This is a genomic window from Pseudomonas sp. CYM-20-01, assembly GCF_023169845.1.
In the GTDB taxonomy this organism is placed as follows: domain Bacteria; phylum Pseudomonadota; class Gammaproteobacteria; order Pseudomonadales; family Pseudomonadaceae; genus Aquipseudomonas; species Aquipseudomonas azotoformans.
The window spans coordinates 2,443,649-2,460,223 of record NZ_AP025169.1 but is presented as its reverse complement, the minus strand read 5'-3'; the positions used below and the strand labels follow the sequence as shown (position 1 = coordinate 2,460,223).

16 protein-coding genes are annotated in these 16,575 nt (G+C 60.0%); 1 reads left to right on the top strand and 15 read right to left on the bottom strand.

Annotated features, from left to right (window positions below; all coding sequences use genetic code 11):
* Positions 1-12: 12 nt before the first annotated feature.
* The 4 genes from M2497_RS11225 to M2497_RS11210 all read right to left on the bottom strand — a co-directional run bounded on the left by M2497_RS11225 (position 13) and on the right by M2497_RS11210 (position 4,915).
* Complete coding sequence (locus M2497_RS11225) at positions 13-777, bottom strand: hypothetical protein (RefSeq protein WP_248487495.1); 765 nt, start codon at positions 775-777, stop codon at positions 13-15.
* Positions 770-1,606 (bottom strand): DUF4123 domain-containing protein, encoded by an 837-nt coding sequence (locus tag M2497_RS11220; RefSeq protein WP_248487493.1) that lies wholly within the window; start codon positions 1,604-1,606, stop codon positions 770-772. Before M2497_RS11220 ends, M2497_RS11225 begins: the two co-directional genes overlap by 8 nt.
* A complete protein-coding gene (locus tag M2497_RS11215) occupies positions 1,606-3,621 on the bottom strand; it encodes a type VI secretion system tip protein VgrG (RefSeq protein WP_248487491.1) in 2,016 nt (671 codons plus the stop codon). The genes M2497_RS11220 and M2497_RS11215 overlap by 1 nt, the downstream gene beginning before the upstream one ends.
* A 307-nt stretch (positions 3,622-3,928) precedes the next feature.
* Positions 3,929-4,915: a diaminopimelate epimerase gene (locus M2497_RS11210; RefSeq protein ID WP_248487488.1), complete on the bottom strand. Its 987-nt coding sequence runs from the start codon at positions 4,913-4,915 to the stop codon at positions 3,929-3,931.
* Positions 4,916-5,268: 353 nt separating this feature from the next.
* On the opposite strand from M2497_RS11210, the gene M2497_RS11205 reads away from it, so the two are divergent.
* On the top strand, positions 5,269-6,420 hold the full coding sequence (locus M2497_RS11205; protein ID WP_071495139.1) for an MFS transporter: 1,152 nt from the start codon (positions 5,269-5,271) through the stop codon (positions 6,418-6,420).
* Positions 6,421-6,422: 2 nt separating this feature from the next.
* Here M2497_RS11205 and M2497_RS11200 read toward each other — a convergent pair whose 3' ends face one another.
* The 11 genes from M2497_RS11200 to M2497_RS11150 form a co-directional block, all read right to left on the bottom strand.
* On the bottom strand, positions 6,423-6,986 hold the full coding sequence (locus M2497_RS11200; protein WP_248487486.1) for a type III secretion effector protein: 564 nt from the start codon (positions 6,984-6,986) through the stop codon (positions 6,423-6,425).
* Positions 6,983-7,183 carry a hypothetical protein gene (locus tag M2497_RS11195; RefSeq protein ID WP_248487484.1) on the bottom strand — a complete coding sequence of 67 codons (201 nt, stop codon included), beginning with the start codon at positions 7,181-7,183 and terminating at the stop codon, positions 6,983-6,985. The genes M2497_RS11200 and M2497_RS11195 overlap by 4 nt, the downstream gene beginning before the upstream one ends.
* Before the next feature lie 324 nt (positions 7,184-7,507).
* Positions 7,508-7,675 (bottom strand): type III secretion effector protein, encoded by a 168-nt coding sequence (locus M2497_RS11190; RefSeq protein ID WP_248487482.1) that lies wholly within the window; start codon positions 7,673-7,675, stop codon positions 7,508-7,510.
* Between the two features lie 333 nt (positions 7,676-8,008).
* The gene (locus tag M2497_RS11185; protein WP_248487481.1) at positions 8,009-8,938 is read right to left on the bottom strand and encodes a type III secretion effector protein; all 930 of its coding nucleotides are present in this window, start codon (positions 8,936-8,938) and stop codon (positions 8,009-8,011) included.
* A 199-nt stretch (positions 8,939-9,137) separates the two neighbouring features.
* Entirely contained in the window at positions 9,138-11,543 is a 2,406-nt protein-coding gene (locus M2497_RS11180) for a TonB-dependent receptor (protein ID WP_248487480.1), read from the bottom strand.
* Between the two features lie 97 nt (positions 11,544-11,640).
* Positions 11,641-12,594, bottom strand: coding sequence for a FecR family protein (locus M2497_RS11175; protein WP_248487478.1), 954 nt, complete (start codon positions 12,592-12,594; stop codon positions 11,641-11,643).
* Between the two features lie 26 nt (positions 12,595-12,620).
* Positions 12,621-13,121 (bottom strand): sigma-70 family RNA polymerase sigma factor, encoded by a 501-nt coding sequence (locus M2497_RS11170; RefSeq protein WP_248487477.1) that lies wholly within the window; start codon positions 13,119-13,121, stop codon positions 12,621-12,623.
* Positions 13,122-13,199: 78 nt separating this feature from the next.
* Entirely contained in the window at positions 13,200-13,850 is a 651-nt protein-coding gene (locus M2497_RS11165) for a CGNR zinc finger domain-containing protein (RefSeq protein WP_248487475.1), read from the bottom strand.
* 107 nt (positions 13,851-13,957) lie between these two features.
* Positions 13,958-14,563: an adenylyl-sulfate kinase gene (gene cysC, locus M2497_RS11160; RefSeq protein ID WP_248487473.1), complete on the bottom strand. Its 606-nt coding sequence runs from the start codon at positions 14,561-14,563 to the stop codon at positions 13,958-13,960.
* The gene (locus tag M2497_RS11155) at positions 14,560-15,789 is read right to left on the bottom strand and encodes an MFS transporter (protein ID WP_248487471.1); all 1,230 of its coding nucleotides are present in this window, start codon (positions 15,787-15,789) and stop codon (positions 14,560-14,562) included. The genes cysC and M2497_RS11155 overlap by 4 nt, the downstream gene beginning before the upstream one ends.
* Before the next feature lie 9 nt (positions 15,790-15,798).
* Positions 15,799-16,569 carry a class I SAM-dependent methyltransferase gene (locus M2497_RS11150; protein WP_248487468.1) on the bottom strand — a complete coding sequence of 257 codons (771 nt, stop codon included), beginning with the start codon at positions 16,567-16,569 and terminating at the stop codon, positions 15,799-15,801.
* Positions 16,570-16,575: the final 6 nt, after the last annotated feature.

Below are 16,575 nucleotides of genomic sequence, written 5' to 3'. Positions count from 1 at the left end.
GATTCTCCTTGCTTACTTGCAGGATGGGTAGACATCGCAAATGCGACCGTCCGGCATTTTTATAGGTTTGAAGTCAGTGGTATTGCCGTTGCAAAACGCATCCAGATCTTCAAAATCCTTGCCTCTACAACGCTTCCATCCACCGGGAACAACGACCCAGTTGTTATCAAAATAGGGGTCTTCCTCATCGGTCATCGTCAGCACCATCCTGAGCGTTTTTCCTGATAGCTGATCTCGTTGCACAGGTCTGGATAACGGGACTGCTGCACCTGACGAACTGCATGTAAGAACCTTGACGATCGCGTGCTGCAGCCCCACAGTGCGGAACAACCACTGACATTGCTTATGTAGCTCCTGAACACCCGTTACTGGCATGCCTCGTATATCAGCGTCCGAGGGGTCGCGAACGGAGATAGCGGCAAAACTCCCACCCACGTCCGTATCACGTTTGCCCCACTTCGCATAAAACTCAAACTCCAGGCTTCTCAGTACCGAAGGGCAGCCCTCGATTTTTTCACTCAGCGGCAGTTCATAGCTCACCCTGCTCGCCGCAGCTTTGAAATCCGTGAAAAAGACTTTCCGCTCCGGTCGCTTACCCCGACGTCGCGGCAACGTACAGGTCTCACCGGTAGCAGGCAGATAATTTGCGGCAGTTTTAAGTTCAAATTCCGCTGGCAAATCCACCTCCAACGTAAATCGATCCACCGGTTTCCCCCCGCACCCCGTCAGCCCGAGTACCCCCAGTACCATCAACACCCCCCACCTTCGCCTACTCATGCTTTCCCCCCATCAATCGCCACTGTTCCACTACCCGCTCAAAGTGCTGCCCAGGCGCTTCCCCGACCCTTGGCTGCCACTGCAAAACACTGCTCCGAGTCGCCTCCTCCAGTCTTCGCACCACCAGAAACTCCAGCTGCTCCGGCCCCTGCCACTGCCAGGCACGCGCCTGCTCCAGTACCTGTGCCAGCCAGATTCGCGGGTCCTGGAATTCCACCAATGTCGCCAGGTCTTCACTGTGCTCCGTCAACAGGTAACGCAGGATATTGGCGTGCAGGATGGCCGCTGCGTTTGGGTTGGGCGTATCCAGCCAGGGCGCGGGATCCGGCACCGGATACTCGCCGGGAGCCCGGTTGTCAGCCGTGTGCCAGTGGCTTTCGTGCCAATAGCACACGCTGATCAATGGCCCTAGAAATACCGGCCAGCGGTCCTGGCACAGATGAGCCAGCGCACGCGCCAGGGTACGGTTGTCGTGGAAGCGGTACAGCGATTGCGCGCCTTCCGGGCCCACCAGCAGCCTGTCACGCCAGTGTCGGGTCACTGCCGTCAGGTCTTCGCTGGGCAAACTGCCCAGCCAGCCCCAGTTCGTCTCGGGTTGTTGCAAGAGGTCAAGCAAGACGGGTTCACTCAGTTGGTCCAGCAGCACGATCACCGGGCCTTCGGCCGCCAACTCCGCCACGGCGGTCTGGGCATAGACGCTGCGGTACGCCGGCAAGTCGCGAACCTCCAGCAGCGGCGTGCGCGCGTCGTTCTGCCCTTCAAGGATCAAACACAGGCACCGTCCCCTCTGTTGCTGCTGGTCCATCCACTGGCCTGGCATGCTTGGCATCAAGCGGCCCTCCCTGCCAGTCCACACTGACCTTCGCGGCAGCGTTCGCACACCGGGCAGTAATCCGCCCCCAATTGCCTGGCCAAGTCCATGAGGCTGCCTTGCACCACGGAGATCCTGGGTGTGTCGACCGCTGCCGAGGCATTCGCCGCCAGGGTGACGGGCGGTGCCCCACCCAGTGTAATGGGGCGACTGCTGAAGATGCCGCCGGCCTGGATGACCAGATGCTCGCCACCCGCCTTGAGGCTCAGTTGCGCCCCGGCGTCGATCACCAGGCTGGCACCGGACTTGAGATGAAACTGCTGCCCGGCCTCCAGGATCAGGGTTTGCCCCACATGCGTTCGGCTGTCGTGTTGTACATCGAGGTAGTCGTTCGCCTTGAGCTCGATCTTGCGATCGCCGGTGATATGACGATGTTCTTCGCTTTCCAGATGAGCAGTGCTCAATCCGCGAATGACCTCCCGTCGCTCCCCCGCCACTTCCAACCGACTGTCATGGCCGACCCGCTGCTCCAGGTCCCGTTGCGCACGAAGATAAATGAGTTCCTTGCCACGACGATCCTCCAGGTACAACTCGTTGGCGCCCTCGCCCCCCAGCGTACTGCGGGTGCGCAAGACACTGCGGGTCTTGTGCTGCGGCAACGGGTAGGCGGGCCGATGCGACGCATTGGGCAGACAACCGTTGATCAACGGCTGGTCCGGGTCACCTTCAAGGAAGGTCACCAGCACTTCCATGCCCACGCGCGGGATGATCGTTGCACCGAACCCGTCACCGGCCCATCCGGATGCAACCCGAACCCAGCAACTGCTTTTATCATCCGCCTTGTCCAGGCGGTCCCAGTGGAAGCGCACCTTCACCCGGCCATAGGCGTCACAATGCACGTCCTCCCCCGGCGGCCCGGTCACGGTTGCGGTCTGGCTGCCATTGATGGTCGGCTTGGGATGTTTGAGGGGCGGTCGATGCACCGCTTGCCAAGGCGTCGCGGTGAAGCGATTGCGATACCCCTGGAATGCATCAGTGGTGGGCGTCACCTCCTCCAGCACCTGCGGCTGATAACCTTCATGACGCACTGAAGTGATCAGCCACAAGTCATTGCAGGACGGATCGGGATGATCGTGTAATTCAAGGAAATGCCCGCTGCGCAGCGCCGGTTGATCACTGCGGCCCAATGCCCGAAGACGGTCGCGCTGGTGACGTTCCAACCCCCGCCGCGCCAACCGCTTGCCCCGGGCATGGCCAGTGAATCCCGCTGGGTAGCGATAGTCCTCGAGAGGTTGCGCCGGAGCCGGGCCGGCGCAGTCGTGCAGCTGCAATGAAGGATGTTCGAAGTCATAATCGCGGCGCACCGTCTTCTGGGTGCGTGTGGCCAGGCGCACGTCAAAACGCTGGACCACCTGCGTAGCGGCTTGCGGCCCGCCAGCAGGGCAATAGCGTTGCCGGGGCAAGCGGCGAAACACCGTCTGGTCATCACCGAATACCAGCAGATGAGCATCTGCGCTATGACGAAAATGGTAATGAATACCCTCCTCTTCACACAGGCGCTGGATGAAGTGCAGGTCGCTCTCCGCATACTGCACACAGAACGTGCGTGGCGGATACACCACGGGACCAAGCTCGAATGCGTAGGCGCCCGCCAGGATGCCATGCCGCTCAAGCACCGCCGCGATAATCTGCGGCACGCTGCGTTGCTGGAAGATCCGCTGGTCGCGCCGGTGTGCAAGGTAGGCCAGGCGGGGTGCCAGGGTCAGGTGGTAGAGCGTGATGCGCCGGCCAGGGTCGTCCCGGCCGATTGCGTAAACCTGGCCATGCAGCCCTTCGCCCATTCCGAAATCCAGGTAGGCGGGTTGATGGAGCAACCTCTCAAGGTCAAGGGAAGGATTTTCACTGACCACCTGCACCTGGATGAAAAAAGGCTGATCAAGGACCTCGCGGCCTTTGAATGCCAGCACCTGAAAGTCGGTGTCCATGCAAGGAAGAATCAGTTTGAAACGTGACGAAACAAACGCGTTAACCATCCGTTGTTACCCGCCGTAAATTAATGAGCGCGCAAGAATGCTTTGCCTCGTTAAGTGTGCAAATAAGCTGCCGAGAAAAAGCCCCCTGAACGCCTCAAAGCTTAGCGATTACGGGAAAAAATCGGCTGTTTTAAAATAAAAAAGAAGATTCGTACAAAGAAGTTGGAAGTGTCTTTTACAAAATAATAAAACGAGTCAATGTGCCACTTCTTAAAAATAAGAAATGTCCTACATTAACCTTCTTAATCACAACTAACTGACAAAGAAACAGCCGACACTCAATCACAGCGTCAGCCGTTAAAAAACCTCAGGCCTGCAGCCGTGCGGTCCCGAACAGACTGACGCCGAGCAGCGTCTCGCCCTGGGCGTGCAAGCGTACCGGCGCAACGCCACCCGGCATCACCACTGCAACTTCACCGCTCTCGACCCAGCCCGCACGCCATGCCGCGCAGGCGACGGCGCTGGCACTGGTGCCGGAGGACGCGGTCGGCCCCTCACCGCGCTCGAACACCCGCGCTATGACCTGGTTGCCAGGCTGGCGCGCCGCCCATTGCAAGTTGACCCCCGCCCCACAAGGTTGGCCGCCGCCCGCCGGGGGCGCAAAGGCGATCGCCTTCAAGGGCTCGAACAGCTTTGGCAGCAGCATCTGTGCGTTATCCGGCAACGCCGAGAGCTGCTGGACCAGCGTCACACAGTGGGGGTTGCCCACCCGCACGAATTGACTGGCGGCCCACTGTGGGCTGATCGCCGCCAGCTCGGTGACATGGCTCAGTTCAGTCCCCTCCAGAAACACCTGACCAACCCCCTGCGCGCCCACCGCCGCAAGCCCAAAGGCAGGTACCCCCAGCTCAAGCCAGAACCCTGCAACATCGTCACGAACGGTGGGTTCCACCCGAGTAGCGACCGGCGATTGCGCATCCGATTTGTCGTGATGGACCCGCAACTCACAAGCCTCGGTCATCAGGCCCTGGTCGGTGAGAGCCTGGGCGAAAATCGTCAAGCCATTACCGCTGCGCTCGGCCAGGGAACCGTCGGTGTTTACGATCAGCAGATCGAACGGCGGCGCGTCCTGGAACGGCCCCACCAGCAGGCCATCACAACGATGGGCCTTGCCACCAGCCGGGTGCGGCACCGAGCCCCAGCTGCATTCCGAGGCGATAGCCGACGCTGTCCAGGCGGTACGAGCAACCGCGGCACGCTCAGCACTCTCAGGTACATCAATGCCCTTGCGGCGCAATAAAGCCGGGCTGGCCACGCCATAGATGTTGCCGCGAGCGTCGTAGAACAGGGTCATGAGGTCATCCACCGAGGCAGGTGTTGATCGTAAAAAGGAGCTGCTCGATTGTGGGGGATCCCGGCGTTGCATACCACCCGCTTGACGCGTTTTCAGAAGCGGCCTGGAAGGTGGTAATCCACCGCGAGAACCCTGGGGTTCAAACGCTCTCGCTGGGATTACGCACCTTCCAGACCGCCTCCTACAAACTTGGTACTGCTTATGTGGCCGCAAATCGCCCTGGCGTTCCACGTTGTAAAAATAAAATTCAGGGCAGCCGGAATCCCAAGGGAACCCGGCTCGCACGCCAAGGCCTGATGTGCAAGGATGTCGCGCCGGACATCGTTCGTTGAACGCAAAACCAAGGATTTTTCATGACTGCCATCCCCACCTCAGCGCCCGTGGTTCCCGGGCGGCTGGAGCAAATGTCGACCCGTATCGCTTTCTTCATTGCCGGCTTCGGCATCGCGGCCTGGGCGCCGCTGGTGCCGTATGCCAAGGCTCGCGCCGGACTGAGCGAAGGCACGCTGGGCCTGTTGCTGCTGTGTCTGGGTGTTGGTTCGATCATTGCCATGCCCGCAGCGGGTGCATTGGCCTCACGTTTCGGCTGCAGACGCGTATTGAGCGCCGGGACGATCATGATCTGCCTGGCATTACCGATGCTGGCGACGGTGAGTTCGATTCCGCTGCTGATGGCTGGGTTGTTCCTGTTTGGTGCCGGCCTGGGCACGGTGGATTCCACAGTCAACTTGCAGGCGGTGATCGTTGAGCGCGCCAGCGGCAAAACCATGATGTCGGGCTTTCATGGGCTGTTCAGCCTGGGAGGGATCGTCGGTGCGGCGGGTGTCTCGGGTTTGCTGGGGCTGGGCCTGTCGCCATTGCAGGCGACCCTGGTGGTGATCGTCATTACGCTGGCGGCGCTGCTCAAGGCTGCGCCGCACCTGCTGCCCTATGGCAGTGAAAGTTCCGGCCCGGCGTTTGCCGTGCCCCACGGTGTGGTGCTGTTTATCGGCTGCCTGTGCTTTATCGTTTTTCTGGCCGAAGGCGCGGTGCTCGACTGGAGCGCCGTGTTTCTGAGTGCCGAACGCGGCCTGGACGAAGCCTATGCAGGCCTGGGTTATGCAGCATTCGCCTTGACCATGACGGCTGGACGCCTGACCGGCGATGCCATTGTGCGACGCCTGGGCGCCACGCGCGTTATCGTGATAGGCGGCGCATTGGCCACCGCAGGCATGTTGCTGGCCACCTTGTTTCCGGCATGGGAAACCGCACTGCTGGGCTATGCGCTGGTCGGTGCCGGCTGTTCGAATATTGTGCCGGTGCTGTACACCGCCGTCGGCAAGCAAAAGGTCATGCCGGAACATATCGCGGTGCCGGCCATTACCACCTTGGGTTACGCCGGTATTCTTGCCGGCCCCGCCGTGATCGGCTTTATCGCCCATGGCAGCAGCCTGAGTACCGCCTTTTTGCTGATCGCCCTACTGCTGGCCGCGGTGGCCATCAGCGGCAAAATCCTCAAGGTCTAATGTCAGCGTGCTTTGCGCCCCTTGTACCGCTCCCGCCAGAGATCAAGGCTCTTGTTACTGAGATAGCCTGCATGATGAGGCGGGCCGAACAGTCGCGGGCTGTTGACACGTTCCAGTGAAAGCAGCAGCCCCGGGCGCTCGATAATGTTCTTCGCGGTATAGACACAGAGTTCACTGTACTTGGGCTTGGGCATGCCGGTAGAAGATTCCAGCATGGGGACACCGTCATGATCAACGTCGTAGGGGTCCTGCATGACCTTCATGAGCGTTTCAATCGCGAGGTACTGATACGGTTCAAAAAGGAACGTGCGGTCCTTGGTCGGATCCCTCAGTTGCTCGAACAGGTTCTTCAAGGCCTGTACTACGCAGTCATTGTCTTGGGCATGGAACGGGTCCTGGCTGAACTCACTGGGCGAGCTGTTACCCGGTAAAGCAGCGGCTGCCATGAGACTGTCTCGCGTGATGTAACCGTCGCGGTTCATGATCGCGTCAATCAGTGATGGACGCTTGAGCAGTTCGCGGACGACGTTGATGACCCTGTTCAGCTCATCGCTTTGCCCCATCATTCAGCGGCCACCCGGCACAACGCAGAGTACGTCAATCGCCCCTCTTTCAGAAACGGGTGCAGCAAACCGAAGCCTTTTTCCAACGCTTGCGCCAGTTGCCTGTCGGTCCATGTTGCGTCGGGTTCGCTGACCTGTGCGCGTGCGGTGGGCGCATTCTGCAGCGCCCGGTGACTCAGCCCGAGTTGCGCTGTGCGCAACAGCCTTGGCCTGTGCGCCCCATCCGGCTGCGCAGCATAAACCGCATTCCTGGTGTAAGGCTGGGCGGCCGGTTGTGACGGGGTTGATGGCTCACTTGCGACATTCGGGGCCGGCCGGCAGAGTCTTGATACACCCTCGATACTCATGCGTTTTCTCCAACTTTTTCAGATCCTCACCGGTTTAGTGAGCGCGACCGTGATCACCGAAATCATTGAATGGACTCCAGGCAGACGGGCACCTGATGTGTGGCCGAATACATACGGCAGTTCCGTCAGATCGGTAACTACCAATGACAGCATGTAAAAAGATGCTGACACCGGGCATCAATTGCCCCTCTGTCTGCGCAACCAGGTCTTCAAGCCATCGAAGACCCCGACGCTTCCTGGCGCCTTGGCATCATCCACCGAGTGCAGTCCAGACTCGGTCAAGCCGCGGCAAAAGTCATCGGCGACCGGCGCCTGGAACTTGCCCTGGCCATCGAAGGCCTTCATACGGCGGGTCTCGGCAGCGTGTGAATACGGCGTGCCCAGAGGATCCTCTTTAGCGATGCCTCTACCTGCTGCGGGGAGGTCCGGCTCATGGCCAGAGCCAGCAAACCCCTGGCAGCCCACGGGGGGGCGGTTGAAGGAGGTTGAAGTCATTGGTTAGCTCTCACGTGTTAGCTGAAGAGTGACCGTTTTTAACAAAGCCGTTGGATAGGAGGTCAGTGGCATTGAGCGCAAACAGTTCACGCACGATGGATGACCGCGCCGCAACCGTTGTTGCGGCGCATGAACGATAATTAGCGAGACGTCAGTAACCGCGCCACAGGACTGGTTTAGAAGTCATTTTTTGAACAGCTCTGCCACCAAATCGCTGCGAAGGAAAAGGAGCTCCCGCGCCAGTAGGGTCTGATGGTCCTTATCAGAATCACCCGTCAGCGGTCTGTTCGCCGACCTCTGGAGGACTTCGATCCGCGGATTCCGGCCCCAATGCTCACGCACTTCTTGGCGCAATTGCTTTTCGCTGTAGTAGGTGAAGTAGTCCTCCCTTTTGGCAAGCATGTCCAGCCTTTGTGGGCTGGCCAGACGCTCCCGTGCGCCTGTGACCGGGTTTCGGAAGATGGCATCCATAAGTTTCGGATCTTTCAAGACTTGCCTGGCCAGGAGAGTTTCCTGGTTCTTTTTCTTGTTCTCTTCTTTGTTCGGACCGTACTCAGGGAGCAACGGCCGATTCGCCTTCGCTTTAAGGCTGTCAACGCTCAGGTAACCCGGGTACCTGGGATCCTGGAAGGCTGGAAAATTGTCGCGCATCAGCCCCATCAACTGTTTACGGCTCTTCAGGCTGTAGTCAGCATCAGATTCGCACGGTCGGGTCGGACAGGGCTTGCCAACAGTGGGGTTCGGTCGTGGCGGCGGGTTGCTCCAGCCAGGATTTGGCCTTGGCGGTGGATTACCACAACCCGGACGCATCGATGGTCGGTGACCAGCAAACAAACTGGCCATCCATTCTCTCAACCTATCCAGCAAACTGAGCGGCATGAACGCGCTGTGCTGACCCGGAAAGTGACGTTCTATGGCTGGCTGAGCGTTACCAAACACAGGCCCGGACCTGTGCTCATTGGAGTGAAAACTGACGCTGGCAGCGCCGTGGTCATTGAAAGAAAGCGCTGTAGGCGCCGGGCCGGCGGGTTTGGCCTGAGGCTTGGCGTCTGCCAGCGCCCGGTTGGACGTGGTTGATGCAGATGCGAGTGCATCGAGAGTCGATACCGACATGAGTTTCTCCAATACAGTGAGCGTGACCTTCAGGCTGTCGCTCCAACGTAGCGTCGAGGCCCCTCAGGTATGCCCATGTGTGGGGGTTGCGTCGGAATCAGTTCCGCGACAGTCAGCCAAATGCGCTGTGAATGCGTAGGAAACCGGCAAAAAAAATCGCAGCCCTGAATGGAGCTGCGACTTTTTCTATCGAGATGACTCAGAACCCGACGCTGGCCTGTACGAAGAACGTGCGTGGCTCGCCCAGGTACAACCCGGCGTTGTTGTCACTGGAACGGGTGTAGTGCTGTTGGTCGAAGACGTTCTTCACGCCCACACCCAGCTTCAGGTTGGACAACTGCTCGCCAAAGTCATAGCCACTGCGCACGTTGACCGAGACGTAGCCTGGAATATCACCGTACTGACCGTCAGCCGTGCCCTGGGTGACATAGGTGCTGGTCGTACCCGGCGCACGCTGGCCGGACTGGGCGTACACATCCAGGTTATGGGTCCAGCGGTTGACGTCGTAACGCAGGCCCAAGGTGGCCACTTCACGGGAGTACAGCGGCAGGTCACGGCCCTTGAACGGCACGTCACCTTCGGAGGTGGCCTTGGTGTAGGTGAAGCCGGCATTGGCGGTCAGGCCATCCAGGCGCGGGTCCAGGTTCGACAGGTCGTAATGCGCCGAGGCTTCGATACCGGTGTGCTTGGTGGCGCCGAGGTTGGTCCAGCCTACATCGTTGCTGACATATTGCAGCTCATCCGAAAAGTCGATGTAGAAGAACGTCAGCTCACCGCCCCAGACATTGTCGTTGTAGCGTGTGCCGACCTCGTAGGTCTTGGCCTTTTCCGGGTTGAGGCCGTTGGCGGTCTGGTCGCCGGTGCCGCCCTGGCCCAGTTGGAAGTATTGCAGGCTGCCAAACGAAGTCTCGTAGTTGGCGAACAGTTTCCAGGCGTCGGAGACGTGGTACATCACGCTCAATGCCGGCAGCGGTTCGTTGTTGTGGACTTCGCGGCGTTTTTCCTGGGTACGGGTGCCGTTCAGCGCGATCACCGGGCGGTCGTGCCATTCGGTGCGAATATCTTCGAAACGGATCCCCGGAGTCACGGTCCACTTGCCGATATCGATCTTGTTGTCGATGTAGAACGCGTTGGCCTCGGTGCCCCCGGTGCGATCCTGATAGACGTGGCCGTCACTCTGTCCGCCCGGCGTCGGTACATTGTTGACCAGATTCAGGCTGGTCGCCTGCTCGTGCATGCCTTCCTTGAGGTAGCGATAGCCCAGGCTGACTTCCTGGGTGCTCGGGCCTACGTCGAACACATGGGAGACGCGTGGCTCGATGCCGAAGGTGTAATAGGTGCGCGGGTAGGAACCGAGGGTCTTCAAATCACGGTTGGCGATGTTGCTGCCGCGGAAGCTGTCGGAGTAATAGGTCAGCACTTCGGCCTGGGTACGGTCGTCGATCTGGCGGATGTATTTGAAGGACACGTCCTTGCGGCGGCCGCTGAAGTTGTCCCAGTCGCGTACCGATTGGTACGGGTTGGCATCGAACTGCTTCTGCGTCAGACCACCAGGCATGTCGGCGCTGGCGTCGTAGTAGTGGAAGTTGAGCGAGAAGTCGTCTTGATCGGTCGGCGCCCAGTGGGTCTTGAAGATCACGTCGTCGATGTCGTTAGAGTTGTTGCTGTTGCGATAACCGTTGCCATTGACCCCGGAGTACAGCAAGGCGGCGCCGATGCCGTTGTCGGCAGTGCCGCCGATAAACGCATTGTCGACATGCTTCCAGCCGCCATGGGCGGAGGTTTGCAGGGTGGTGCCGACCTCACCGGAGAATTTCTCGGGGATGGCGCGGGTCACGAAGTTGATTACGCCGCCGACGTTCTGTGGCCCGTAGCGTACGGAACCGGCACCGCGCACCACGTCGATGCTGTCCAGGTTACCGGCGGAAATCGGTGCCATCGACAGTTGCGGTTGACCGTACGGCGCGAACGCTGCTGGTACGCCGTCGATCAACACGGTGGAACGTGGCGACAGGCGCGACGTCAGGCCACGTACGCCAACGTTGAGGGAAATATCGCTGCCGCCGGTGCCGTTGGATTCCTGCACCTGCACACCCGGCACACGGCGCAGCACATCGCCGACGTTCATCGCGCCCTGCTCCACCATGGCTTCGCGGCGGATCACCGTGCGCGCGCCGGGGTGGTTCTGCACCACTTCGGCGTTGGCGTCGCCGAGCCAGTCGCCCACGACCTTGATATCGGTGGCGCCCAGTTCCAGCGGCGAGCCGGCTTCACCGGTGCCGCTGTTCAACGGGCGCAGGGTCACGGAGCCGGCATCGATCTGGTAGTCCAGGCCGCTGCCTTGCAGCAACTGGCGCAGGGCCTGTTCGGGGGAGAGGTTGCCGTCGACCGCCGGCGCTTGCTTGCCTGCAACCAGCTCCGGGCTGAAGAACACTTGCAGGGACGTCTGCTGGCCCAACTGGCTCAGCGCTGCACCCAGGGGCTGGGCCTTGATGTGGATAGACTCGGCGGCGTAAGCCACAGGCAGCGCGGCACTGACCGCAAGCGCCAGGGCCAGCGGCGCCCAGCGGGAGATTTTATTGTTGTTCACGGCAAGTTTTTTCACGTCGAACCTAGTCCTGTGATCGCAAGAGTGTGCGGCTGTTAATGCAAACCAGTTGCAGTTGCAGGAGAAGACGAAGAACTCGAAAAAAACCTGAATGTCAGCGTGAAATAATTTCCTGGCTGCCGTCCGGCAAGGTGCGCAGCGCCACCGGCAGAATGTGCGGCAAGGCCTTGAGCAAGGCGTCAGTGTCGTTGGCCTTGAACACGCTGGTCAGGCGCAGGTTGCCCACGGCCGGCGTGCTGACCCGCAGCGGTTGCTCGCGATAACGCGAGACTTCCCGGACCACTTCGCCCAACGAAGCGTTGTTGAAGACCAGCTTGCCAGTGCGCCAAGCGGTCAATTCCTCGGTGTTCACCGCGTAGGCCGCGGCCACCCGTCCCTGGTTGTCGACATGGCTGCCCAGGCCCGCCGTCAGCGTCACCACCTTGTCCGGCGAGCGGCCTTGTACCTTTACGGTGCCGGCTTCGACCATGACGCGGGTCTGGTCGTCATCGCGGCGCACATCGAATCGCGTGCCGGTCACGGTCACCTGCCCTGCGCCGGCCACCACGACAAAAGGCCTGCTGGTGTCATGTTCGACGCTGAACATCGCTTCGCCCTGCTTGATCTCGACGCCACGCCGACCTTTTTCGTAATGCACCGTGACGACGCTGCGGCTGTTGAGGTCCATCACTGAACCGTCGGGAAAGGCCACCTGGCGATGTTCACCCAGGCGCGTGCTGAACTCGGCGCTGTAGGGCTTCGGATGATCCAGCCCACTGAACAGGCCCAACCCCAGCGCAACGGCGATCACGCTCGCAGCTACTGCATAACGCAGGACGGCACGGCGTTTTGGACGCTCCACAGGAGCTTCGCACAGCGCCTGCAGGCGGGCTTTGGGCAGTAAGTCAGCAGCACTCCACACGCCCTGCAATACATCGAATTCGTACTGGTGATCGGGATGTTCAGTGCGCCATGCGTCGAAACGCTGGCGTTCGGCAGCACTCAACTCGGCGTCTTGCAGGCGCACAAACCATTGCGCGGCTTCGTCTCGGGCACGGTTATCCATCATGGATGATCCTGTTTCAGAGCGGGCGATCATGGCGCCATCGCGTCCAGGCGGTCGCGCAGATGCCGCAGGGTGCGGATCATATACTTTTCCACCATGTTTTTAGACAGCCCTAGGCGGTCGGCGATTTCCTGTTGGGTAAGGCCCTCGATTTTCTGCCAGATGAAAATCCTGCGGCAATTGAGCGGCAGTTCGGCCAAGGCCCGCTCGATAGAGTCCGCCAACTGGATCGCGTGCATTAAATGCTCCGGGTCGCCCGTATGCGGCGAGCGCTGATCAAAGGCTTCCAGGGTCATGGCCTCGCGACGGTCTTCGCGTCGAAAGGCGTCAACCGCAATATTGCGCGCCGTTTGATGCAGATAGGCCCGGGGTTGCTCAACCTCGGAGGATTTTGCCTCAAGCACCCGCACAAAGGTGTCATGGGCCAGGTCTTCGGCCTGCTGGCGGTTTCTCAGGCGGCGCGTCCAGGTCCCGATCAACTCTTCGTAGTGTTCGAAAAAGCCTGTTCTGCGGGGCGGCTGAGGGATCATCGCGGGAGCACTGGGGAGGCGGGACGTGAATAGTAATGCTTCCTATTAAGCGGGGCAATTGCTACTCGCCATAGGCCCTCAATGCGCGGTTTTGCCACCCACCTGTCTGAGCCGGCTGAGTTTCTCCCGGCTGCCGCACACGCTCATCTGGCACCATTTGCGCTGTTTGTTCTTGGAGATATCGAGGAACACCCAGTCGCAGTCGGTAGCGCTGCAACTGCGCAATGCGTGCAGATCACCGGATACCAGCAATTGCGTGGCCTCGATGGCCAACCGCCCCAGCACCATGGCCGTGAGCTCCTGCGCCGTGGTGCAGGCCATCCACGCCCAGGCAGGCTTGCCCTCGACAGACCGCAGCACCCGTCGTGCAGCGCCTTGCTGGAAGGTCTCGTTGATCTGCTGCAACGCGTCGTCGGGCGCGGCAGCTTGCAAGGACAGCGGGTAGAACACGGCGTACAGGCATTCCCTGAACGCAATGATCGCGTCGAGGTTGGGTTGATAGGCAATCGATGACTCAAACACCATTGGCTTGTAGTCATCGAACTCCTGGGCCGAGATCAACGACGCATGCAAGGCCCATTCAAAGAAGAACTGAAAACTGGTCAGCCGTTCTTCAATGACCTTGAGCGAAGTGCCGGGGCGCCGCCCATTGGTGGTATTGATAAAGTCCAAGACCCGGGCCCCACCAATCAGACGGATCGATTTTGCAGTGCCCGTAAAATGTGTCATGCCTACTCCTGAAAAAACGCGTTCTCCCTGCGATGGCGCAGATTACCTTGTTTTTTCAAGTTGCAGACATTGTCCCCCCGGCGCAAAGCCGACGCAAAGACAGACGGCTAACCGCGACTATCGTTGTGCCCCACCCAATCCAGAATCGCCTCGACCGACTGCTCCACTGACAGCGCCTGGGTATTCAAGTGCACTTCCGGAAACACCGGCACGTCATACTGGGAGTCGATCCCGGTAAAGTGCTTGATCAACCCCGCGCGGGCTTTTTTATACAGCCCCTTCGGGTCACGTTGTTCGGCGATTTCCAAGGGTGCATCCACATGCACTTCCACAAAAAACTCATTGCCGATGATCGAACGGGCGTAATGCCGACTGGCCGACGAGGGTGAAATCAGCGCCACGATCACCACCAGCCCCGCCTCCATCATCAACCGGGCCACTTCGGCGACCCGTCGGATATTCTCATCGCGGTCGCTGTCGGTAAAACCCAGGTCCCGGCACAACCCGCCACGCACCGAGTCGCCATCAATGATCGCGGTGATCCGCCCCTGTTTCTGCAAGGCGATGTCCAGCGCATCAGCGATGGTCGATTTGCCGGACGCCGAGATCCCCGTCATCCAGATGACCGCAGGCTTGTGCGCGTTTCCGGCGCGCCGATAGCTGAACGCAAACGCGTGCAGGTTCTGGCTTGGACTGTCTGGAAAATAACTCATGGCCGCTCGCCCTCCTTCGCCGCAACCGGCGGTTTACCCAACATGAACACCATCACGCATTGCACGAACAGCAACAGCGCAACCACCCAGTAGACCGTCGAGAACGACCCGGTCAGGTCCTTGGAAAAACCGCCCAGAAAGTTGCCGCACACGCCACCCAGGCCGATCAACACGTTGGCGATGCCGAAGGCCTGGGTCAGCCGGCTGACCGGCACGATCTGCCCGATGTAACTGGGGACCAGCCCGAAGATGGGGTAGAACGCCAACGCAAACAAAAACGCGGCCAGGTAGAACAACGCAAGGTTGTTGAAACTGAACACCAGGGTGGCGGCCAGCCCCGCGCTCAGGAAACACATCGCCAGCGACGCTCGCACCCCGACCTTGTCGGCAATCCACCCCACCAGAAAGCCCGAGGCCATGCCCACCGCACCGATGGTGGTCCAGATAAACCCGGCGTCTTGTACCGAAACGCCCAATTCATCGCGCAGAAATGGCGCCAGGTACGTCTGGAACGGCAGCAATGCCATGCCATTGAGAAACGCGATGGCCCAGGTCAGGTACAGCGAGCGGCTGAGCCAGGGTTGCTGGCTGTCAAGCGCGGCGGTGCGCACGCCGGCAAACCCGGTGTCCTGGCTTGCGGCCAGGTTGCGCAACAGAAACCAAGCCACCACGCACAGGGCTACCGAGATCAGCCCGGCGGTGAGCCAGATCGAGCGCCAGCCACCATTCAAGGTCAGGAACGACACCAGCAAGCCATTGATGAACACGCCATAGCTGGTACCACTGGAGATCAGCCCCATGACCCGCGAGCGATTGCCCGGGCTGAAGCCCTTGGTGACGATTTCCGCCAGCGGGATATACACCGAGGCGGAACAACCACCGAGCAGGATCAACAAGGCACCCGACAACCAGATGCTGTCGCTGACGCTCAGGCCCAGCAGCGCCAGGGACGTCATCACGGTCGACACCAGGCTGATTTTCCAGCCTTCGAAGAAACGGCTGATGTAACTGGTCACCGACGAAAACAGCAGGAAGCCAATCTGCGCGCCGCCGGTGATCAGGCCCACCGTGGTGTAGTCAAAGCCGATGTCGCGGCGCATGTCCACCACCAGGTTGGCGAACAGGTAAACCCCGAAACCATAGGTGCTGGCCACAAAGCCGGTGAGGACCACCGCCAGCACGACACTGTCCAGTGGGCGGGCATTGCTCTGTACGAGTGTGCTCATCAAGCCTCCCTATTCGGCGCGCGCAGTGTGGATGACAAAGTCACAATCCATCATGTCGTAGTCAGGCTCGAAATCACCGTAGCTTTGATGGTCGGTAAACCCGGACTTGAGCACTTCCCCCTTCAATTCCCCCGGCAACAGGGGGTAAACCTGCAGCCTGTACTGCTGCGCGTCATCGAAGGAATAGATGAACTCACACAGGCGTTCATCGACCTGGCCCAAGCTCACCGAAGCGTTTGTACCGCAGTAATAGTAATGACCGCTGGCTTTGAATTTACCGGCACGGATGGCGAAGAAATTGCGCTGGTCCACAATCAGCAACCCACCCGGCTTGAGCAAGGCCCTGAATTTCGCCAACACCCGCAACCGATTGTGGGCTTCAAACACATGGCACAGCGAACTGCCCAGGCACACGACGGCGTCGAATTGCCCCAGCTCCTGCGAGTCCAGTGAATGCCAGTCGCGGTAATGGGACTGGATATCCAGGCCATGTTTGCGAAAGTTCGCCCGCGCCTTGGTCAACATGGTGCTGCTGCCATCGGTGGCCACCACCTCAAAGCCCGCCTGCTTGAGCTGGACCGCATGAAAACCACTGCCCGTCGAGACGTCGATCACCGACTGCACGCCGTGGCTTCGCAACAGGTTTTCGAAGAACCCGCCCTCCCCCGCCTTGCGTTTCTCCCAATCGATCAACTCATCCCACCGTTCGACAAATTCCGTCGAGTACTGCGTGGAGTAACTGGCCACGTCGTTGTGCTTGTTTCTGGTCATCTGATTCATGACGCA